Source organism: Deltaproteobacteria bacterium, assembly GCA_016874775.1.
Taxonomy (GTDB): domain Bacteria; phylum Desulfobacterota; class Binatia; order Bin18; family Bin18; genus VGTJ01.
The window spans coordinates 1-21,595 of the sequence record VGTJ01000108.1 but is presented as its reverse complement, the minus strand read 5'-3'; the positions used below and the strand labels follow the sequence as shown (position 1 = coordinate 21,595).

18 protein-coding genes and 1 pseudogene are annotated in these 21,595 nt (G+C 52.7%); 10 read left to right on the top strand and 9 right to left on the bottom strand.

Annotated elements, in window-relative coordinates:
• Window positions 1-69 precede the first annotated feature (69 nt).
• A complete protein-coding gene (locus FJ147_17855; protein MBM4257742.1) occupies window positions 70-1,200 on the top strand; it encodes a hypothetical protein in 1,131 nt (376 codons plus the stop codon).
• 13 nt (window positions 1,201-1,213) lie between these two features.
• Here FJ147_17855 and FJ147_17850 read toward each other — a convergent pair whose 3' ends face one another.
• Both FJ147_17850 and FJ147_17845 read right to left on the bottom strand, forming a co-directional pair.
• Window positions 1,214-1,591: a clan AA aspartic protease gene (locus FJ147_17850; GenBank protein ID MBM4257741.1), complete on the bottom strand. Its 378-nt coding sequence runs from the start codon at window positions 1,589-1,591 to the stop codon at window positions 1,214-1,216.
• A 28-nt stretch (window positions 1,592-1,619) separates the two neighbouring features.
• Window positions 1,620-1,862: pseudogene (locus tag FJ147_17845) on the bottom strand (hypothetical protein).
• Between the two features lie 334 nt (window positions 1,863-2,196).
• Between FJ147_17845 and FJ147_17840 the strand changes: the two are divergent.
• On the top strand, window positions 2,197-2,415 hold the full coding sequence (locus tag FJ147_17840) for a hypothetical protein (protein ID MBM4257740.1): 219 nt from the start codon (window positions 2,197-2,199) through the stop codon (window positions 2,413-2,415).
• A 161-nt stretch (window positions 2,416-2,576) separates the two neighbouring features.
• On the opposite strand, the gene FJ147_17835 is transcribed toward FJ147_17840, so the two are convergent.
• Both FJ147_17835 and FJ147_17830 read right to left on the bottom strand, forming a co-directional pair.
• Window positions 2,577-2,972 (bottom strand): type II toxin-antitoxin system VapC family toxin, encoded by a 396-nt coding sequence (locus FJ147_17835; protein MBM4257739.1) that lies wholly within the window; start codon window positions 2,970-2,972, stop codon window positions 2,577-2,579.
• Complete coding sequence (locus FJ147_17830) at window positions 2,954-3,196, bottom strand: DUF2281 domain-containing protein (GenBank protein ID MBM4257738.1); 243 nt, start codon at window positions 3,194-3,196, stop codon at window positions 2,954-2,956. The genes FJ147_17835 and FJ147_17830 overlap by 19 nt, the downstream gene beginning before the upstream one ends.
• A gap of 153 nt (window positions 3,197-3,349) precedes the next feature.
• Between FJ147_17830 and FJ147_17825 the strand changes: the two genes are divergently transcribed.
• The 4 genes from FJ147_17825 to FJ147_17810 are packed head-to-tail and all read left to right on the top strand — an operon-like array spanning window position 3,350 to window position 8,334.
• Complete coding sequence (locus tag FJ147_17825) at window positions 3,350-4,936, top strand: glycosyltransferase (GenBank protein MBM4257737.1); 1,587 nt, start codon at window positions 3,350-3,352, stop codon at window positions 4,934-4,936.
• A 36-nt stretch (window positions 4,937-4,972) separates the two neighbouring features.
• Window positions 4,973-6,052: a hypothetical protein gene (locus tag FJ147_17820; protein MBM4257736.1), complete on the top strand. Its 1,080-nt coding sequence runs from the start codon at window positions 4,973-4,975 to the stop codon at window positions 6,050-6,052.
• The gene (locus FJ147_17815; protein MBM4257735.1) at window positions 5,962-6,876 is read left to right on the top strand and encodes a glycosyltransferase family 2 protein; all 915 of its coding nucleotides are present in this window, start codon (window positions 5,962-5,964) and stop codon (window positions 6,874-6,876) included. Before FJ147_17820 ends, FJ147_17815 begins: the two co-directional genes overlap by 91 nt.
• A gap of 3 nt (window positions 6,877-6,879) precedes the next feature.
• Window positions 6,880-8,334, top strand: a complete 1,455-nt coding sequence (locus FJ147_17810; GenBank protein ID MBM4257734.1) for a sugar transferase — start codon at window positions 6,880-6,882, stop codon at window positions 8,332-8,334.
• Window positions 8,335-8,393: 59 nt separating this feature from the next.
• Here FJ147_17810 and FJ147_17805 read toward each other — a convergent pair whose 3' ends face one another.
• Window positions 8,394-8,510 carry a CopG family transcriptional regulator gene (locus tag FJ147_17805; GenBank protein MBM4257733.1) on the bottom strand — a complete coding sequence of 39 codons (117 nt, stop codon included), beginning with the start codon at window positions 8,508-8,510 and terminating at the stop codon, window positions 8,394-8,396.
• A gap of 46 nt (window positions 8,511-8,556) precedes the next feature.
• On the opposite strand from FJ147_17805, the gene FJ147_17800 reads away from it, so the two are divergent.
• The 4 genes from FJ147_17800 to FJ147_17785 all read left to right on the top strand — a co-directional run bounded on the left by FJ147_17800 (window position 8,557) and on the right by FJ147_17785 (window position 14,676).
• On the top strand, window positions 8,557-9,834 hold the full coding sequence (locus tag FJ147_17800; protein ID MBM4257732.1) for a hypothetical protein: 1,278 nt from the start codon (window positions 8,557-8,559) through the stop codon (window positions 9,832-9,834).
• Between the two features lie 115 nt (window positions 9,835-9,949).
• Entirely contained in the window at window positions 9,950-11,689 is a 1,740-nt protein-coding gene (locus tag FJ147_17795; protein MBM4257731.1) for an ABC transporter ATP-binding protein, read from the top strand.
• Window positions 11,686-13,497 (top strand): ABC transporter ATP-binding protein, encoded by a 1,812-nt coding sequence (locus FJ147_17790; GenBank protein ID MBM4257730.1) that lies wholly within the window; start codon window positions 11,686-11,688, stop codon window positions 13,495-13,497. The genes FJ147_17795 and FJ147_17790 overlap by 4 nt, the downstream gene beginning before the upstream one ends.
• Before the next feature lie 48 nt (window positions 13,498-13,545).
• Window positions 13,546-14,676: a hypothetical protein gene (locus tag FJ147_17785; protein ID MBM4257729.1), complete on the top strand. Its 1,131-nt coding sequence runs from the start codon at window positions 13,546-13,548 to the stop codon at window positions 14,674-14,676.
• A gap of 152 nt (window positions 14,677-14,828) precedes the next feature.
• On the opposite strand, the gene FJ147_17780 is transcribed toward FJ147_17785, so the two are convergent.
• The 4 genes from FJ147_17780 to FJ147_17765 all read right to left on the bottom strand — a co-directional run bounded on the left by FJ147_17780 (window position 14,829) and on the right by FJ147_17765 (window position 21,370).
• Window positions 14,829-15,644, bottom strand: a complete 816-nt coding sequence (locus FJ147_17780) for a hypothetical protein (GenBank protein MBM4257728.1) — start codon at window positions 15,642-15,644, stop codon at window positions 14,829-14,831.
• Window positions 15,645-15,737: 93 nt separating this feature from the next.
• The gene (locus tag FJ147_17775; protein MBM4257727.1) at window positions 15,738-18,317 is read right to left on the bottom strand and encodes a polynucleotide kinase-phosphatase; all 2,580 of its coding nucleotides are present in this window, start codon (window positions 18,315-18,317) and stop codon (window positions 15,738-15,740) included.
• Window positions 18,318-18,432: 115 nt separating this feature from the next.
• Window positions 18,433-19,590 carry a VWA domain-containing protein gene (locus FJ147_17770; GenBank protein ID MBM4257726.1) on the bottom strand — a complete coding sequence of 386 codons (1,158 nt, stop codon included), beginning with the start codon at window positions 19,588-19,590 and terminating at the stop codon, window positions 18,433-18,435.
• A 34-nt stretch (window positions 19,591-19,624) separates the two neighbouring features.
• The gene (locus FJ147_17765; protein MBM4257725.1) at window positions 19,625-21,370 is read right to left on the bottom strand and encodes a hypothetical protein; all 1,746 of its coding nucleotides are present in this window, start codon (window positions 21,368-21,370) and stop codon (window positions 19,625-19,627) included.
• Window positions 21,371-21,595: the final 225 nt, after the last annotated feature.

Sequence of the window (21,595 nt, the reverse complement as noted above, 5' to 3'; positions counted from 1 at the left end):
CAAAGGCCTACAGGTCTCCGACGATGAGTTTCAAGCGCTCAATATCAAACCCGGTAAGTTTCATGGCGATTGGAACTATACGCTTCTTCCTCGCTCTTAATCGGTAACTTAATTCTTGCCCATGCCTTAGCGGCGGTGGCTGCTGGAGCGGCGTTTATGCTGGCAGAGAAAGGGATCAACGAACAATCTGTGTGGCGTAGACGACTCTACGGTATTGTCGCGGTTGCATTCTTTCTGATGGGATTGTTGATTTACCAACCAGCCGCCATGTTTTTTTGTGTGTTTGCAGCAATCGTTTTGTTGAAGTCTGACATCTCTTGGCCCTCTTTCTTACAACGTTTGCGTTGGCACGGCGCTATTATGAGTATTGGACTCCTGCTTGGGTTTGGTGTGAGCAAGTGGGGGGCAGCAGCGTATAAGGACGAACTCTTTGGTCCACCTCGTGCTCGCTTGACTGGAGATATCTCAAGTAAAATGTCTTGGTTCGTTCAGGAACCGCTATTGTGCACGTTGAACTTCATGAACTTGTTTCCGCGATGGTGGATTTCAGTTGGTATGGCCTTTTTTATCATTGGCGGAGTCATGTTGTACTTCCACGGCGCGATAAAAGAGCGCTTGTGGAAGGTACTTATGTGCTGCTTCCTAATTCCTATCAGTTATCTTCCGAATCTTGTGGCAGCGGAGAATTGGGCTGCGTATCGCACCCAATCCGCTCTAGCCGCACTTGTTGCGGTGTACGTCTTTTTTGCGCTCTGGGGGTATGGGCGAACGGTGACTCGTTCAAGATCAATATTGACAGTCACCACTGTACTCTGCGTCATTGCATGGATAAGCGTGCTTTGGGCCAGGCATAACGTCAAGACGTATTTTGCTCACCCGCAAGTATTGGAACTTGCGTGGTTGCACCACCAACTAGTACAAGTAGATTTTTCTCATATTAAGAGTATTTCCATTATTCGATCTCGAGGTGAAGACCTTCTTGCACCGGCCTCGCGCTATGATGAATTTGGTTTTCCTTCTTCTGCTGCCGCCTGGGTGCCAAAGCCCATGGTGTATCTGCTATTGCGGGAAATGCAGCCGCAGTGGGCCGATCTGCCTATAGAGACGGTTTCTCCCAACGGACCATTCTCTCCTCCTGCCAACGCCCTCGTGATAGATATGCGCAACATAGCTACAGCTCGTTCAGGACTACGGCAGTAGGCGTAATCCGTGTCTACTGTACTGATAGCGCTTCAATAGTAACTGGGCTTCCTTCCACGGTCTGAATGTGTACGTCATACTCATAGAGCAAGCCCATACCGATCAGCGGCATTGTGTCTGCAGCGTCTGTTTCCACGACTCGAACATGACCATCCCAAAGTACTGCCGCTTCGTAGACATCGAACTGGTGAGGGTTGCCGTCACCCAGTGTCGCTTGGGCTTGACCACGCCAAATGAGGCCAAGTGAAAAAATAAGAGGAGTGGGGAGGGTTAAAAATCCGGTGAAGCCTGTATCAATGACCGCTTCAATCTCGCTTGTTTGGCCGGTCGTACCATGCACGACGAGACGAACGACTGCTTCTCGACTCGCAGTGACAATGCCAGTAACCATGCCGATTCCGCGAAACCCCAAGGTCCAAAGCGATGTAATGCTCGATGACCGATGGGATAAACCAGGTCTGCGCTTCAGGGCAGCGAGCTAAGAGGCGGTGAGAAGCGGTGAGAGTATCCTCCGCCACTTCAAACATGCCTGTCTCAATGTCGATAGCAACAACTTTCCCCTCGTTTCCATCCTGCACCTGAGGACGAATCTGTCGTTCATACAGTTCATTGCCACGTCGGGCGAACTCTTCTTTACTGTAGCGCGGCTGCTGCGTAGCCATAATAGATCTCCTGCTAAGAACAAAGCCTGAAAAGATATCTTAACAACAAAGCCAGCTTCAATCCTGACCGTTAGTATACTCAGACACCTGGTGAAACACTACCAGAGCCGGGTCTGTTACTACGATTCGTACCTACTTGTTGGGCAGTACACTTGAACTCCACACCCTCGCCCTTCAATTTCACTTCGTGTAGTTTACCCTTGCTGCGCATCGTCCAAGTCGTACACGGATTTCTACCGGACAGTCTCGGTGCAAGATCGACGAGCGATGAGGAGTAACGTTGAGAAGACCTGTCGCTTGTGTTAGCGAAGCTTTGAATAAAGGACCGACCACAATGGCAACTCGAACAATTAAAGCACTGGGAAAAACTGGGAGAGTGACGCCGGAGCGGGCGTTCAAAGCTGCTCAGGAGGTACTTCGCTCTGGGTCCAGAGCGAAACATGGCCAAAAGAAAATCCTAACTCCTGAGGCGACAGCCTCTGGCAAAGGATTGATTCGTTTTCGCTTTGCAACGCGGACGACCTCTGCAGACGTGGACAAGCGACGACCTTAACTTTGATTCTTCATAAGAAAGCGTAAAGACCGTTGTGGCTCTTAGTCGCCCGCGATTCTCAGATTCCGTTTTCATCAACTGTCCGTTTGATGTCGAGTATGGGCCTATTTTTGAGGCACTGGAGGGAGTAGGTGTATCTCCCTTTTTCTGTTGCTTGTACATCAAGGGTAGGTCAGGAGATTGAGCCCAGAAATGAATTTGTAATCGCGTTGGTTCTTGGAGATAAACGCTACATTCAAAGTCAAAGCTGTTGCCGCGATCAGGCTGTCAGCAATGAGCAGACTGTGACTCAGGCGGTACAATCGCAGTAACTCCACTGACTTGTCCGCAATCGCCTCGTTAAGCTTGACAATCTGCAACTGCTTGAGGAACTTGTCCAATTTCTGCAACTCGGACTTGTTGCGGCAACCTATCATCAACTCCATTTGTGTAACGATGCTGATGGTCAATGTTGAATGGGCTTTGATGTCTTTCAGACAAGCAACAGCTTCTGGAATGCCTCGACCGGCGTCAATGAGAATATCTGGATCAACAAGGGTCACACGCCTTCGCCCCATTCCGCTTTGCGGGTGTTGCGCACCCAGGTGGTGCTATCGTCTAAATCTTGGCGATTGCGCCACATCCCGATGAATGGTTCCTTCTCCAAATCCGCAGTGCGCGGCTGTTGTATTGGTGGCGCGGCTTTATATCGCTGCCGCAGGAAAGCGACGAAATCAGCAACTTGGTGCTGCGCTTCCTTAGGAAGGGAAATGTATTCATCAATCAACTGTTGTTGTGTCATCTCGGATTTTTTCCTTGTTTTTCAGTATGACACACCTGTCATGATGTTCAATGTCGCATGCAGGCTCACAGATTCTCCTAGCCCCTGAGTTAATACAAAGACGGTCAACGAAACACTACCAGAGCTGCTGCTATCGCAGCGAACCGTACTGACATGACGATTGGTCTGATCACGCTCCACATACCCTCGCCCTTCAATTTTACTTCGTGTAGTTTGCCCTTGATGCGTATCGCCCAAGTCGTACACGGGTTCCCACCAGACAGTCTCGGTGGAACGGAAACCTATGCCGCACAAATCTCGTCGGCTTTACAAGAACGTGGGCACGAAGTGTCCGTGTTCACCCGCAGTAACGATACACGCCGTGATGAGTTCTCTGTTGAGACTGTCACTCGGGATAATCTGTTGATCACGCAGGTGAATAATACCTTCCGTTATCTTTCGGACTTCACGCAAAGTTACGACAACCCGCGTATTACACAACAGTTCAGTGCATTCCTTGACCGTATTTCACCAGATGTCGTACATGTCCATCACTTAATGTATCTCTCAACGGGATGTGTCCAAGAAGCGATACGACGCAACATCCCGGTGGTGATGACGTTGCATGACTATTGGTTAATTTGCCAACGCGGACGATTTCTGAAACCCGATCTGTCGGTTTGCTCAGGCCAAACGGACGATGGCTGCGCGCGCTGTTTTGCTCATCTCTTGGCGGGCAAGTTGACCCCGATGTATCAGCGTTTCAAACCTGCGCCAGGAACGCACCTCTGGCTTCGTGATCTATTACGTTGGGCGCATGCAAAGTATGTTGCTGTTCGTCCTGCTCCACCGCAGGCACAGGCTCAGATCAATCAACGCATGCAACATATTCGTGAACTGTGCCGACAGGTGTCGCTCTTTCTTGCACCTTCACGATTTTTGCGTGAACAATTTCTCGCTTTTGGTGTTCCACCAGAGAAGATCATCTTTTCGGAGTGTGGGTTACCGGCACTGTCTACATCGGACAACGGAGGCCAACCCGTCATGCCCGCGCAGCCTGTCCCCAGTCCGTACTGGGGAGCGCGCGTTCAGACTGCAAACACAAAAGGCGGCGAAGATAGTATTGCTGATTTCCTGAACCCTCACCCTAGCCCTCTCCCAAAGGGAGAGGGGATTTTTGCGGGAATGACGGAAATGCCGCAGAAGGATACTCCCAATCGCCCGCTCGTCTTCGGCTACATCGGTGTTGTTGATCCGGTCAAAGGCATTCATCATCTGGTTGAAGCCTTCGAGCCGTTAACGACGGCTGAGTTGCGTATCTATGGTGGAGAAACCGACTACGCTCCGTATCCTGACCGTGCGCAGTTTCTTGCGCAATTGCGACGTTCACCCCACATTCGCATGATAGGGCGCTATGCGCACGACGAACTCGGGCGCATTCTCGGTGAGGTTGATGTTGTGGTCGTTCCCTCAATCTGGTACGAGAACGCTCCGCTGGTTATCCGTGAGGCGTTCTTGGCGAAGAAACCCGTTGTGACCGCCGCGTTTGGTGGGATGCCGGAGTGGATACAAGAGGGAGTAAATGGTCTGCTCTTTCGTCCACGCGATGTAGCTGATCTGCGACGAACCCTCGAACGATTTATTAGTGCCCCATCATTAGTCGAAAAGCTCTCTCATCAGTTTCCGCGCGTGCAGTCTATCGAAGCGGATGCTGAGGTGCTCGAAGGGTACTACCGTGAACTTATCAATCGGAGCATCTGACATTCATGTACTATTGTGAGGTTTCAACTCAGCACGATGTCAATACAAGATTCTTTATCAATCGCCATTCCCTGTCGAGCTAGTGAGCCAGGTCTACGTCAGACCTTGGAAAGTCTCTATGAGGCATGCTCACACACACAGTTACCTCCAGGTTCGATCAGTGAACTGCTCGTCTGTATTAACGGGATTCGCTCTGGGGAAGCGTGCGCTCCGTTGCAGGCGGTGCGCGAGTTTTGTCAGCAACATAAGATCGAGTGCGAAGAAGTGTGGATCGCTCACCAGAGAGTGGAAAAGGAAGCGGAGAAACGGAGACCCGAAAAAGGAATGGGAGAATCGGAGCGCGGGAGAACCGGCGACCACCCCTCCCATTCTTTCTTTTTCCCCGATTCCCCGATTCCCCGATTCCCCGATTCATTTCCCAGATGTACCGTCCTCTTGACCGACCAGAAGGGTAAACCACCAGCGTGGAATACCTTGTGGCACTGGGCGACAGGAACGATGGTACTGTTCTCTGATGCGGATGTGCGGATTGATGGCGATGCTGTATATGCTCTCTCCTTGCGCATGCAACAAGATGCCACATTGAACTTAGTCGCAGCACGGGAAGTGCCATTCCTACCCAATGGCGGTACGTTGTGGAGCCGAATAGGAGCCATTCCCTATCGGTTTGACTTTGGCAATGCTGGAGGGCGATTACTGCTGTTACGAAAGGCCGTCCTGCCGAATGGTATTCCCGAGGATCTCTTACTGGAGGATGCGTGGTTGACCGTCGCGGTTGGGAAAGCGCATGTCGCGAAGGAGTGGAATGCACGAGTCTGCTTCGTTCCGCCGACGACATGGCGTGACTATTTTGCGGAACGTGTTCGTACTGAAGGAGGAAAGCTACAAATTCAGCGCGAGCACGGGCAACTGTTGGCGGCTGGACCGATCGCTGAGTATCGCTGGTCGCAGTTCTGGCAAAAAATCTCTCCGAGTGAGTATCCATTGGTGGCATTGTCGACAGTGATTAAGGGAGTCGCTCGTCTATGGGCGCGAGTGGCACTCCTGCGGAAGGACTCTTACTCGCTGTATCATCCATTTTCATCAACGAAGGAATGGAAGGGGCAAGTGGAGTGATCAAGGCTTCGATCGTCATTCTTACGTGGAATTCGACGGACCTGTTACGCGGCAGCCTGCAATCGCTGCCTCAGGCGTGCACCACTTATCCGTATGAAGTCCTTGTCATCGACAATGGTTCGCGTGGGTATTCGCCAGCGTCGCTCCGTTTTGAGTTTCCGTGGATGCAGCTTGTGGTTAACCGTGACAATCGCGGTGTCGCGCCCGGACGGAATCAAGGGATTCGTGTTGCCCAAGGCGAGTACATTATCTTGCTTGATGACGATACGGTGGTAGAGCCTGGAGCGTTTGACCGCCTCATTTCTTACATGGATGCTCACCTCCAAGTGGGGCTGTGTGCACCGAAGCTGATAGGTCTGGACGGTCAACTCCATCTCACGTGTCGGTTCTATCCCACATTGCTCGATAAAGTCGCAAGACAAGTGCCGTTTGCTGCTGCTCAACGACTGCGACAGCAAACGGAGATGGCAGATTGGGATCACAATTCCATTCGTGCGGTTGACTATGTTATTGGCGCGTGTCAAGTCATTCGTCGGGAAGCGCTGATGAAGGTCGGCCTGTTAGATGAACAGATCTTTTATGGGCCGGAAGATATCGACTTCTGTATACGGTTACGTCAAGCTGGGTGGCAGGTCGTCTACAATCCAGAAGCAGTGGTGATTCATAAAGAACGACGGGTCGCCCGATCCTTCTTTTCTGGATTGAGCTGGAAGCATTTGTGGGGTGTGAGCTATTACTTTTGGAAGCATAAATATCTGTTTTCCCGGCAGAGGTTGTATCGTCGCTTGGGAGTCGCTGCTCTCGATACGCTTTCTGCTTCATAACTGATGCAGCGTATGGCAGATACACCAGTCTCAGCGGCTGCGGTGCGGCGACCGACATTGCGGTACCAAACCACATTGTTGGTTTTGATGTTCGCAGACATCCTCTGTGTGCTGTTGATGTATCTCATCACCTTCGTCCTGCGTATTTATGTTTCGTTTCCATTTACTGTCGATCTCCTACCGTCGATTCGTTTTAGTGAAGTGAATCACCCGCTGTTTATCCTTGCGACTTCACAAATCATTTTGTTGTACTTTTTTGGCTTCTATGACCTCCATGCCTTGGTGCATCGGACTCGATTGGTGACAAATGTCGCCGCAGCACTCGGCGTACAGTTACTCGCAACCTCGGCCTGGTATTTCTTTCGCGGCGATTTGCTCTTCCCTCGTTCTGTGTTGGTCTTGTTGTGGCTACTCAATACGGTAGGTGTGACCGTTCTTCGCCTATGGGTGGTGCGTTGGTTGGCACGGGTCCGCCCTCTGCGGGTGTTGCTCGTTGGTGCGGCTGAGGAACTGGTGACATTCCTCTCTGGCCTTCCAGAGGTTTTTCATACGCCAGGGTTGAATCTGGTCGGCTTAGTCGCTGTCGATCATCCCATGACTGCTACTGCGCACTCTTCGGTTCCCTGGCTAGGAAAAGTCGAAGACCTCCCACAACTGATGCGAGAATATCATATCGAGGAAGTGATTCTTCTTTCACAACCGACTTGGAAGGATTCGTTTATCGACAGCTTAGTACGTTCTTCTGACGGATGGCGTGAGTATGAAGATAGGCCACGGGTCCTTGTGGTGCCTTCCGTCTATGACATTTTAGTTGGTCGCGTGTCGACGTTACGATTGCATGATGTACCGTTAGTGGAGGTTCTCAAGGATCCACAAGAAGATCTAGCGTTTCTCGTCAAAGAAATCGTCGATGTTGGTATTGCTGCCGTTTTGTTGTTGCTCAGTCTGCCAGTTTTGTGCATTGCCATATGCTGCATCAAATTCACATCGAGTGGTCCGACCCTGTATCGGCAACGCCGGGTCGGCCGCGATGGGCAAGAGTTTGTCATGTACAAGTTGCGCACTATGGTCGATGGTGCAGAGGTGGCGACTGGTCCAATCCTGGCCGGAGTGGGTGACGAACGGATTACCCGCGTCGGTCGGTTTTTGCGTGCCACGCGAATCGACGAAATCCCTCAACTCTTCAATGTCTTGAATGGCACTATGAGTTTGGTGGGGCCTCGGCCTGAACGCCCTGAGTTTGTTGAGGAGTTCTTGCGGACCATTCCCGGATATGCCGAACGGTTACTGGTCAAACCCGGACTCACCGGACTTGCGCAAGTGAATGGTGAGTATCACACAACAGCTGAGTACAAACTCAAATACGACCTCGCGTACATTTATAACTATTCGTTATGGCTGGATATGCGGATCATGGCAGAGACCGTAAAGGTGATGCTGACCCGACGAGGGGTGTGAAAAAAGACGTTGTCTCGACATTTGTTGAGCTCGGTTTCGAGATTCTCAATTGGCAATGTCTAAAGCGAGATGGCTGTCTCGATAAAATCAGAGCGATTCTTCTTGCCTTGCTTTGCTCGTTTGTCGACAATCTTGAGGAGTTCTTGAGAAAGGGTGATTGATGTCTTCACTTTCATACTACCAAAATGCTACTTCTCTTCGCAGGCGTGGAGACAGTGTTGCATGGGACAAGACGCGCCTCGATATGGGGAGATGGACAGAGGAGGGCGAGTGAAGGCTGATCGTATGAGAAGAGTGTTACTTGCTCTCCTGTTTTTTTCTTTTCCTCTGCCAGTCGCCTGGCAACAAACTGCGCTGTCCTTTCTTCTGGTCCTGTTCGGAACGTTCCTCTGGCATGAGCGACGTTGGCCGACAACTCCGCTTGACCGTCCGTTGCTGTTGCTCTTTGGTGCCTTGCTCCTCTCGACAGTGTTCAGTCCCGCCGTAGGAAACTCACTGCTTGGCTATCGGAAATTGTGGCTTGCCTGTGCCTTTTTTGTCACGGCGGCATTGGTCCGTGACCGAAAAGATGTCGAGCGACTTATTACTGTGCTGGTAATCACCGCAAGTGTGGTCGCTGTATATGCGATTGTTCAGCACTACACTGGGATTGATCTGAACAGACAGTTACGAGGAAAGCCACCTGATGTCGATCCTTTCTGGTTTGGGCGTGATGAAGGGTTCCGTAGCAAAGGGCTTCATCCGTCCGGTATTACGTTCGCGCATAACTTGTTATTCCCCCTGACCTTTGTCACGGCGTGGCTCTCGTGCTCTGGGCTCGTAATTCGCCAGCGGCTTCTCCTCGCCGTGGGGTGGGGATTGATGGTGTTTGCCCTGTTGTTCTCGCTGACCCGCGGGGTGTGGATAGCCTACGCTGTGGTGTTATTTGCGCTTGGCGTGATACGTGGTGGAAAGACATTGGCAGGTGTGACTGCCGGAGCGATTGTCTTTGCTGTTTTTCTGCTGACTGCTGGTGCAGGGGTCCAAGAACGTTTTCAATCGACCTTCGATTTCGTCCAGAACCTCCCTCGTAGTCAGATTTGGCAAGCAAATATCGACATGATCAAGGAGCGCCCTCTCCTTGGTTGGGGCTATGGTAACTATCGTAAGTTTCGTGACCCTTTCTATGCGCAGCACCCGACAGCGAATCACACTGGTCATGCCCACAACACGTTCTTGCAAATTGCTGTTGATAGCGGGCTGATTGGACTCGCGGCGTTTCTGTTTTTCTTCTGGTCGGTACTTCGCTTAGGATGGGAGACCTATCGACGTATTCCCCCTGGAGACGAACCTTATCGCAGTTTCGTGCTCGGTACGTTGCTCAGTATTGTTGGTTTCTTGATTGGCGGGTTGACTCAGCACAATTTTGGTGACGCAGAAGTTGTCATTGTGATGTGGGCGGTTGCTGGACTCATCGCACGGGCACGAGTCGGGCAAGACGAAGGGAAGAAGGAAGAGTGAAACGTTGAGAGTGAGGAGAGCTGAGCGTGACTTCTATGTCTTCCATTCTTCACTCTTAATTGATGAAAGCCCTTGCTGCTGCTCGGTCGCGTCGATATGTTGAACACCATACAACATGCACCGTCTGTGGGGTTACATTGTTTACTACCGCGCTCGATATATGCGCGGAATTCTTTGCCTGATCGTCTCTGCGACCTTGGCGATGTCCATTCCGCTATTGCTCAAATGGACGATCGAAGCGATTCAGCATCAGCGACCGTTTCGCGAGGTGATGTGGCACGTGGTGGCGATCATAGGGATTGCTTGTGTCCAAGGAGTGGTCCGCTCATTTTCGCGCTTCATGATCTTCAATGTTGGGCGGGACATTGAATACCAGCTTCGCAACGACCTCTTTGCTCACTTACAAAAACTCTCACTCGGATATTATCAGCGTCAAGCAATTGGCGACTTGATGTCACGACTGGTGAATGACGTCACCGCGGTTCGTCTCCTCCTGGGGCTTGGGATTCTCAATTTATTGAATACGCCGCTGTATTACATTTACGCTGGCTCGGCGATGGTGATGATGGACCCACAGTTGACGCTTGCCGCGCTTGCGACGTATCCACTCATGTTTCTTTTTGTCAAACGTATGAGCCGGCAGATGATGGAGAAGACGCTGAAAGTCCAGGAAGGGTTAGCGGATCTTTCGACTCGGGTGCAAGAGTCGGTGAGTGGCATGCACGTGGTACGTGCCTACGTTCGTGAAGATTGGCAGGCGGCTGAATTCGGTCGTCGGAACGATACCTTTCGTGAAGAAAGTATGAGTCTCGCTCGCGTGCGAGGACTATTTCCGCCGCTGATGAAAGCGGTCTCTGGCCTTGGGCTCCTGGTGGTACTGTGGTACGGCGGGTCTCATGTGATTGCTGGGCGCCTGAGCTTGGGAGATCTGGTTGCCTTTATGGGCTATCTCCATCTGTTAGCATGGCCGACTATGGCTCTCGGCTGGCTGATTTCTATCGTCCAACGAGGAAAAGCCGCCTTGAAACGATTGGAGTCCATTTTTCAGACGCAGCCGGAAATCGTTGATGGCCAAGGCGATGGTTTAGCGCGGCAGATTCATGGTGAGATTCATTTTCAAGATGTGGACTTTGGCTACCGTGCGCACGTGAATGGTCACTTGGTGTTACGCGATATCAACCTGACTATTCCTGCTGGAACGACAGTGGCCGTCGTTGGCCGTATGGGTTCGGGGAAAAGCACGCTTGTGCAACTCCTTCCTCGCCTGTTCGACGTTCAGAATGGGACCATTACAATCGATGGCCAGGATATTCGTACGTGTTCTCTCGCGGCATTGCGACATTGGGTTGGGTTTGTTCCGCAGGACCCTTTTCTGTTTTCTACGCGTATTAAGGAGAATATCGCGTTCTCCTTACCTGCGGTTGATATGGAACGAGTACGCTGGGCTGCGCGGGTTGCCCACCTTGACCAAGATATTGCCGATTTTCCTCGTGGCTATGACACCGTTGTCGGCGAACGTGGGATTACGCTTTCTGGCGGGCAGAAACAACGCATGACCTTAGCTCGCGCACTGCTGGCTGACCCTCCTATCTTGGTCCTGGATGATGCGCTCTCCAGTGTTGACGCACAAACCGAGCGACAAATTCTCCGCGGGTTGCGTGAAGCAACGCATGAGAAAACCGTCGTCGTCATTTCTCATCGGATCGCTGCAGTTCGTGATGCCGACATGATCGTCGTTCTTGATGAAGGTCGGATCGTCGAAACTGGTACCCATACACAGCTTGTGGAACGTGGTGGAATCTATGCCGAGATCTTTCAGCAACAAGCGCTGGAAGAAGAGTTGGCAGAGCTATGATGCAGGATGGACAACGCGAAGAAGCGTTGGGAAAAACGTACGACATAGCGCTACTGCGTCGCTTGTGGCGCTATGTGCGCCCCTACCGTGGACAGTTCCTACTCGCGGTTATCTGTCTGCCGTTGACCTCGGCGTTTCTCCTTGCCCAACCCTATATTCTTAAACTTGCCGTTGACAACTATATTGCTCACAATGATGCAGCGGGATTAACGAAAGCTGGCCTGATGTTTGTTGGCGCACTGGTTGGCGAGTTCATATTTTTCTATTTGCAATACCAAGCGACGATGACGGTTGCGCAGCATAGCTTGTCAGATTTGCGGGTTGATCTCTTTAATCACTTACAAGCATTACCAGCGAGTTTTTTCGATCGTAACCCCGTGGGACGACTCGTAACCCGTCTGACAACTGATGTTGACGCCATCAATGAAGCCTTTACTGCAGGGACACTTACCATCTTCATGGATGTACTGACGCTGGTCGGTATTGTCGTGATCATGTTGACGATCGATGTGAAGCTCACGCTTACGACTCTGGCATTACTGCCGCCTCTATTGGTGGCCATGAACTTTTTTCGTGTCCGGTCGCGAGACACCTACCGTGCGATTCGCGAGCGGCTGGCTCGTATCAATGCTTTCTTGCAGGAAACCCTTTCGGGAATTGCTGTTGTTCAGCTCTTTGCCCAAGAGAAGAAATTATTTGCTGAATTTGATGAGCGTAACCGCGAGTTTCGTGATGCTAATCATCTTTCCAACATTTATGAAGCGACATTGTTTTCTCTCGTTGAAGCCGTAGGATCAATTTCCATCGCCCTCATGTTGTGGTATGGCGCAGTGCAAATCGGAACTGGTGTTGTGGCGCTCGGAACATTAGTTGCATTCGTCGAGTATTTGCAGAAGTTCTTTGTTCCCATCCGTGAGTTTGGTACGAAGTACACTACTATGCAGTCGGCGATAACTGCGGTTGAGCGCGTGTTTCAATTGCTCGACACTCCGGTGACCATTGCTTCCCCATCTCTGACTCGCGAGCCAGAGCAGGTGCGTGGACATATCGTGTTTGATCACGTGTGGTTTGCTTATAAAGGAGACGAGTGGATTCTCCGGGACGTGTCATTTACCCTGGAGCCAGGGCAGAAGGTCGCACTCGTCGGCGCGACCGGTGCAGGGAAGAGCACCATCAGCAAGCTGCTCAATCGGTTTGCCGATGTACAACATGGTCGTATTCTGATCGATGGCGTCGATGTGCGTGATTGGGATCTCAGAACCCTTCGCCGTCAAATTGGGATTGTGTTGCAGGATGTGTTTCTCTTTGCCGGTGATGTCGCCACGAACATCACGTTAGGCCGAAGCGATATTACTCAAGCTGATCTCGAACGTGCCGCAAGCTACGTCAACGCCAATCGGTTTATCAGCCAGCTTCCACGTGGATACCAAGAGCCGATACGTGAGCGAGGGTCGAATCTTTCCGGTGGACAACGTCAACTTCTCTCGTTCGCGCGAGCACTGGCCTATAATCCGACGATCCTTGTGCTCGATGAGGCAACGTCAAGCGTTGATCCGGAGACCGAGCTGTTGATTCAAGATGCGATGAATAAACTCATGGCAGGGCGGACAACCATCGTGATTGCCCACCGCTTTTCAACGATTCAACACGCTGACTGTATCATCGTTCTTCATAAAGGACAGGTTCGTGAGATTGGTACGCATCAAGAGCTGATCGAACGGCAGGGAATCTATTGGCGTTTGTACCAGCTGCAGTATGGGACTCCGTCACTATCGGTCGGTTCACAGTTTGCGGAAGTTGGTGACTAGCCACAGATAAGAAAAGGCAAAAGGCAAAAAGCAGAAGGCAAAACCGACATGAGGTCTCCCTTTGCTCTGGTCTGGCGGCATCCTCTCTATAGGCATTCTCCTTCGCGCCGCTCCTCAACGTTTCTCCTGGCTACTCTCTTCTTGTTACTAGCTACTCTTGTACTTTCTGCGTGCTCGCCAACGTATGTTCTCCGGGCCGGATATGAAGAAGCCAAAATTCTTTGGAACCGTCGCCCGATTGTCGAGGTGTTAGCGCGGCCAGATCTCGATGCTACGACCCGCGAAAAGCTGGAAACGGTTCTACGAGTGCGGCAGTTTGTTGAAACCGATCTGGGGTTCAAGACTGGTGGGAGCTATCAGTCTGTGACTGAGATTTCCAAACCACCTATTGTCTATGTTGAGACTGCCGCTCCCCGCACGAAGCTAGAGCCGTACACCTGGTGGTTCCCGATCATTGGACGCGTGGCGTATAAAGGCTACTTCATTCAGGACGAGGCAAAACAAGAAGCGCAGAGGCTGGAAGCCCAGGGATATGATACCTTCATCCGACCAGCGTCAGCGTTTAGCACCCTAGGGTGGTTCTCCGATCCGCTCTTGCCGCACCTTCTGAAATACGACGCAGAGACCCTCGCCAATATTATTATTCACGAGCTGTTTCATACGACTTTTTACATCAACGGGCAGTCGGCTTTTAATGAGTCGCTCGCTAACTTTGCTGGGCATCGTGGAGTGATTGCCTTTCTGACAAAAGAACAGGGGAAGGAAGCCGCAGCTGTCCGCCAGGCAGTGGCGACCTGGGAGAATGAGCTTGCGGTCGCTGGCTTTCTTGGTGGAGCGGTGGAGCGATTGAATGCGCTGTATAGCTCATCTGTCGCTGAAGAGGACAAGCTGCAACAACGCGAACAGCTCTTCTTACAGGTGCAGGAAGAGTTTCGTCGCTTGCCGGCGAAGGTACGACGCAACGCTGATTTAGCGACCGTCAAACTCAATAACGCCGTGCTATTGCAGTATCTGGTGTATTTGCAAGAGCTCACGCTCTTTGAACGTATCTACGAGCAGCACGGGCAGGATTTGCGGACGACACTGGAAAAGATCATGGCTGCGGCGCGCAGTAACGATGACCCTTTTGTGGCTACACGGACACTCGTGTCAACGTCTTCGTGGCTTATGGACAGGTGACCTCCTGCGACATCGGCACCCGGAACATTCATGCACCTTGCATGAGAGCCCCGCGTTGGTGTCATTCTGAACGCAACGAAGAATCACTCTGAGAGACCCTTCGTTTCACTTAGGGTGACAAATCTCGGATACCAATACTTGTGGGTGTCGATTTATCCCCTCGACTTCTTCTTTCCCAGAGGTAATCGCGGTTCATTGGCATCGGGATTTTTCGCCTGCTGGCGGCGATATTCGAGGCAATGTTCGGCGATCCAATTAACGGCTTTGATTACTCCTGCGCGCACCGTGCGTTGGGTTGACGGTTCCGGAGCGACCGCGGAGCGAAGTAGCTCCGCACTGAACATCCCTTGGAGAGCGGGGGACAAGTCATGCGGCGTGGTGGCGATCCGGGTTTCGGCAATAAGGAGCCCTGTTTTTCCGTCAAACAGATACAAGGCCATTTCCACGTGATCTTGCTCGCTTGTGGGGAGATTGGAGAAGACCCGCGTTGCAGTAGCGGTTAGCGAGCCTCCTCGATTTGGGTCGGAAGTGCCAAGTAAGGGATCCGCGGCAACGCCGGCGGCGACACTGGCCGGACTCAGGCGATACGTGACAACCGAGCCTGAAACAAAGAATTCCGGTTCTTCGTGGCTGCCAACCTGAGCGGTAATCAATTCCCCTTTCTTTCCACGAACAGTTTTTTCTTGAGGTTCCAAAACGACGAACTGCCCTGTCTGCCGGAGGGCGTTCACTATTTGTGCCTCCATGCCTCGCCCAAGCAGATTGCCTCGACGTGGGGCGCGTCCTTGTGTTCTGTCATCAAACTCGACAACGGCTACTTGCGCTTTTTCGCCGGCCCATCCCGTTTGAGGAGGGGGGGGAGGAGGAGCAGAGATCGAGGTGCGTGACGGTGGAGGCTGTACCGAGCACGAGGCCATGAAAAACAGCAGCGTAACTATGAACCAGTAATACCCTCGACATTGTTGCATAGGCGGTAACTTTTACTCATCTGACGATCAGTCTATATGAACTTATTACTCTTTTTGGACGGCTGGGGCAAATTGTGGCCCTTGAGGGCGGGGTTATAATCTCGGATCGACCGGCTCACTTTCTAACGCCAGGACGCCGAAGACGCATTCATGAACCCGATAAAAAGGCTCCTGCCGCACGAAGCGCTCTAAGGCTTCGATCCCTAAGGCAAACTCGCGCAAGGCGAGCGACCGTTTCGCTGCAAGCCCGCGTGCGCGTAAACGTTCCAGGTGTTCAGGCGCGGTATATTCTGGGCCATAGATGATGCGGAGATATTCCCGCCCGCGACACTTAACCGCTGGTTGTACCAAGCCGCGTTGACCTTTGCTGACGAAGGTCCGAGGTTTGATGACCATCCCTTCGCCGCCACGCGCGGTCAATTCTTCCCACCAGGCAATCCCCGCAGCCTGGTCGTCTCCACTAGTGACATCAACTCTCTTGTAGGGAGTTGCCAGGAGCACTTCCTCGTCAGCGCGGCAGACCTTAGCAAGGGTTTCCATGTGCCATACATGATCTTTGTCGCTATGAACCGCACCCTCACTGGCAAGCACATGGAACGGTGCGAGCTTGAGATCGGTGAGTGAGTGGACCGGCCAGCAGTAGCGTTGATAGGCTGCGATGTGGTCTTGCGTCATGGTGGCTCGCTGTTGATAGCGATCCAGTAGGGCAGTCGCCTCAGGGCCTTGCCAGGTGGATTGCTGTAGCGCCGCTACAGTTTCAGGGAGTGCCAACCGAGCAGCGGCACCGACTGCCGCATATTGCTGTCGCAAGAGCTCTTGCGCTTTTACTGACCACGGCATCAGTTCGCAATCAAGGCATATCCAGTCCGTATCGAGTTCCTGCCAGAGCCCAGCGCTATCCAGTGCCTTGCGTAGTCGTTCCAGCAACGCCGTTTCGAGTGTCCGATCATCAAAGAACCGCCGTCCGGTGCGCGTGTAGCAAATGCCTATACCCTCCTCCGTAACGCCGAATCGTTTCTCTGCGACGGCCTCATTGCGGCAGACGATCACGACAGCTCGTGACCCCATATGCTTTTCTTCGCAAATGACCTGTGGGATACCTTGATGGCGAAAATAGGCAAAAGCTTCTTGGGGGCGTTCTAGCAAGTACGCTTCTTTCGTCGTCTCAGATGGTGACATGGTTGGGGGCAGATAGATCAACCAGCGAGGATTGGCAGCAAAGCGACTCATCACTTCTAATGCGGCTATCGTGTTTTCCTCTCGGATCGTGACATTGCCGAAGAGGCGGGTGTTGACGATCCGCTTGCCCAAGACATCTTCGATCGCAGGAAGATCGTCTGCTTTTGGCGGCACTGGGGCAATGCCTGACACCGCAGCAATTGGGAAGGGTTTGGCAGATTCGTAGTAGACTCGCGCGGCGGGAACCGAAACCAGCTCTCGCTCAGGATATCGCAGCGCAGTCAACTGTCCACCAAACACACAGCCGGTGTCAACATTAATCGTGCGATTGAGCCATTCAGGCTCGACCACTGGCGTATGGCCGTAGACAACCATCGCCTTACCGCGATACTCGCTTGCCCAATTATAGCGAACTGGTAGGCCATACTCGTCGGTTTCACCCGTGGTTTCACCGAACTGAGCGAAGTCGCGTACCCGTTTGGACGCGCGGCCTTGCAATGCCTCACTCATGCCCGCGTGAGCGACAACGAGTTTGCCGTCATCAAGTACATAGTGGCTAATTAGGCCATCGATGAATTGTACTATCCGTCGCTGAAATTCTTCAGGTTCGTTTTCAAGTTGAGCCAATGACTCTGCTAACCCGTGCGAGATTTGGACGTTGCGACCTTTTAGTTTGCGCAACAACTTGGTGTCGTGGTTGCCCAGAACACATAGCGCCGTGCCCGACGAGACCATGTTCATCACCAGGCGTAGGACTGCAGGAATCTTTGGCCCGCGATCGACGAGGTCGCCGAGGAAGATGACTTTGCGCCCATCCGGATGCGTTGGGGGTTGGGGACTGGGGGTTAGGGGTTGGCTATCTGAAGATAATAGGTCACCGCTATAGCCCAGTTGTTTCAGTAATATGACGAGTTCATCGTAACAGCCATGCACGTCGCCGATGATGTCGAACGGCCCATGCTCATGTTTACGATTGGTCCACAGTGGTTGTCGTTCGATTGTGGCCGAGGCGACTTCTTCTGGGGAAGACAAGACGAAGACAGAGCGGAAGCCGTCTTTGTCCAACCACCGCAATGATCGGCGCATGAGACTATGGTGTTGACGGACGACATGCGGGCCGAAGTCACGGTCTGGGCGAGATGCATTACGCTCGTTACACAGTTTCTCTGGCAGATTCATCACGACTGCTACCGGCAAGCAGTGATGCGCACGGGCGAGTTCGATCAAGGGTTTACGGTCTTCTTGGCGGACACTGGTTGCATCAATGACAGTGAGTTTCCCTGCCGCGAGTCGCTTGTCGGCGATAAAATGCAGTACCTCAAAGGCATCTTTGGTGGCGGTTTGGTCGTTTTCGTTATCACTCACCAATCCACGACAGACATCCGATGAGAGAATCTCTGTCGGTTTAAAGTGCGCCTGCGCAAAAGTCGATTTGCCAGACCCAGACGGGCCGATTAGGACAACGAGGCAAAGTTCAGGAAGTGTGAGTTTCATTGTAGTTCGTGGTTCGTAGCTTGTGGTTTGTAGCTCGTTCTAAATTCCCTCTCCCTCACAGGGAGAGGGCTAGGGTGAGGGTGATTACCAAAGGAAACAAAATCGCCTCGTGTCTTTATGCAGATTGTCCTGCACCGGCAGTGACAACCTCATGAGCCGCGGCCCACTGATCAATAGGCCGCCGCTCAATGGCCGCCGCCATCAGCTCCGGAAAAAGATTAGGCGTACACGCAAATGATGGAATGCCAAAGCCAGCAAATGTCGCAGCGACCTGATGATCATACGATGGAGCACCGTCATCGTTGAGGGCAAGCAGCGCTATCATCTGGATCCCCGATGCGACAAGCGAAGCGGTGCGCTTGAGCATTTCCTTCTGATCGCCGCCTTCGTAGAGGTCGCTGATGAGCACGAGAATGGTATCGTGCGGCTGTTGTACGATACTCTGACAGTACGCTAATGCTTGATTGATATCGGTTCCGCCCCCCAGTTGCACGCCAAACAAGAGGTCAACCGGATCGTTCATCTTTTCTGTTAAGTCCACGACTGCAGTATCGAACACGACCATTTGTGTCCGTACCGCAGGAATCGACGCCAGCACGGCACCAAAGATACCTGAGTAGACGACCGACGTGCCCATCGAGCCACTTTGGTCAATGCACAGAATGATATTGCGCAGTGACGTGCGTTTGCGACCGAAACCAATGCGAGTCTCAGGAATCACCGTTCGATAGTCTGGTTGATAATGCTTCAAATTCGCGCGAATCGTGCGGTGCCAGTCGATCTCATTGTGGCGTGGTCGCCGATTACGCGCTGCGCGATTGAGGCTGCCTAGCACTGCTTGTCGCAGCGGGTTGGCCAGCTTGCGCTCAAGCTCGTCCACTACGCGCCGGACGACCAGGCGAGCGGTCTCTTTAGTCTTCTCTGGCATAATCCCACTCAGCGACAGTAACGTCGCAACCAGGTTCACATCCGGTTCGACGGCAGCCAGCATTTCTGGTTCGAGCAGCATTTGTTGCAGATGGAGACGCTCCAAGGCGTCCTGCTGCATGACGCGTACGACAGAAGAGGGGAAATAGGTACGAATGTCGCCCAACCAGCGGGCAACATTGGGTGAAGAACCTCCCAGACTTCCACGTCGGTCAGCATCGTAGAGCGCACCGAGTGCACGGTCCATCGTTACATCTGCGCCTTGTAGGGCGCAGCCAGTGCCATCGGCTTCATCACTCCCAAGAATCAGTCGCCAGCGGCGGAGATGTTCAGTATGTGTTTGCATAATAGAAGTAGCGTGCGGGGTCGCACGATTTGGTTTAATTCAATTGTAATCCTAATAGCCGTGCGACCAAAGGCAGCACCGCCTCGGCACGGGCCACATCAAAGTCGCTGGTACTGGTGGCCTGAGTGACAGGCGAACGTGCGCCACGCGCAACTCGCTCGCCGATCTGCCGCCGCTCTGGCGCGGGAAAAGTGGCAAACGTGCGACGAAGAAGAGGCAAGACTTGTGTGAACACCTCGCCAGATAAATTCGTGACCCAGTTGTCCAATACCTGCCAGAGTGTTTCGTCATGCAACAGGAGTAAGCCGCTGCCTTTCAGAAAACCTTCGACCCATGCGGCGGCTTGAGCGGGTTCATTGGCAGTAGACAACGCAAGATTAAAGCGGCGGGCTACTTCATCAGCGGCAAATACTCTTGAGTCCAGTAGCAAGCGACAGCACTGACCAGCCAAAAGACCATGCAAGCCGCTTTGATCGGTCATGCGCCGGAGGGTGTCTGACCAGCTCTGGCGATACTCATCGTTCTGCAACAAATTGATGGCCGCATGAGTATTAGCAAGATACGTGGACATCGCGATTGCCGCTTCATCATTAAGCGAGGCGCACGCGCCTGGTAGCCCAACGCTGATGCGGGCGACCAAACCAGTCACAACCTGACTCACCATGGTGACATAGGTCTGACGCACGTTGCCATAGCGCATGACATTCGCCAGGGGAGGGAGGGCATTCATGAGATGGGTCACATCACTGGCGCTGGCTGCTTCGGTCTGTAGCCGTACCATTAAATGAGCAAGCGCCGTGGGCAGGTCGGCTAACAAGGTGTGCTCAACTAGATTGGTGAGCGCCGGTAACTGTGTTGCTTGATCTGCCGTATGGCGGATGAACGTTGACGTTGCTTCTGAGACCGTATTACCCCACACGCCGGCCTCAATGAGTTTAATGGCGAATTCGGGCTGCCATTGCACCCGCCAGAGTTCGTGAAAGGTGCTGCTCTTGTTCTGTGCTTCTTTGCGCTCTCCCCACGGAATCCCCAGTAAGGCGAGACGATGCAGGAGATAGCTCCGGTCCAGATCGGTCTGCTTGCGCAAATCAAGATCAAGATTGCGCCACGTCGCTTCAGCAGGGAGTCGTAGCCGTTTCTGTTCGCGCTGCAAGTCCTGCTGCAACGGTACCATCGGCGTTTCTTCTGGCACATGCCCTAAGGTTTCGCCGACGATCAATTTGTTGTGAATAAGTTGCAGCGGTAGCGGATTGCCAAAACAGATCACTGTCTGTGTGGCTTCGTTGAGTTCTGATAAATCCGGTAATCTGCGGCCACGGAACGACGCCAGGGTCTCGGCGAGGCGGACCGCTTCAATCACATGGGACGAGGAGACATCGATGTCGGTTTCGCGCAGAAGGCGGGCCACTCGGGTCAACCAACGAATCACTGGCTGATCTGAGACAGTCCAGAGGTGATGATACCAACCCGGTGATTCGATCCCCGCACCGTAGCCACTTGCGGTACTTAACCGCCCGTTAGTCCATGGTACCCACGTTGCCGACACTTTCACCTTTGGTAAGCCTTTGAGGAGCGCTGTATCCTCTTTTGCTGGTGGCATGGTTTGCAGGGCTGGCACATGCCAGGCACCGCACACGACCGCAATGCGTTCATAACCCTCACGTTGCGCCGCACGAATAGTTTGGCGCATGTACGCTTCACGCTGGGCTTCGCGGGGATCTGTCGAAGGAGGCGCTGAGGCGCGCAATTCTGTCATGGCTTCCGCAATGGCAGCAAACACGTCGGTACTATCCTGACGCTGTTCAACGATGTGTTCCCACCATCGTTCGCCATCGTTGTAGCCAGCGGCTTGGGCAAGCCAGCCGAGAGGGTCAGGAACAGGGATTGGGGATTGGGGGTTAAGTGTCGAGTCTCATGACATCGCGCACTAATTCTTAATGGAAGGACGTCTCACGACATCGTGTACTCTGTCACTAACAAAAGCCCTGCCCGAACGCAAAAGCCG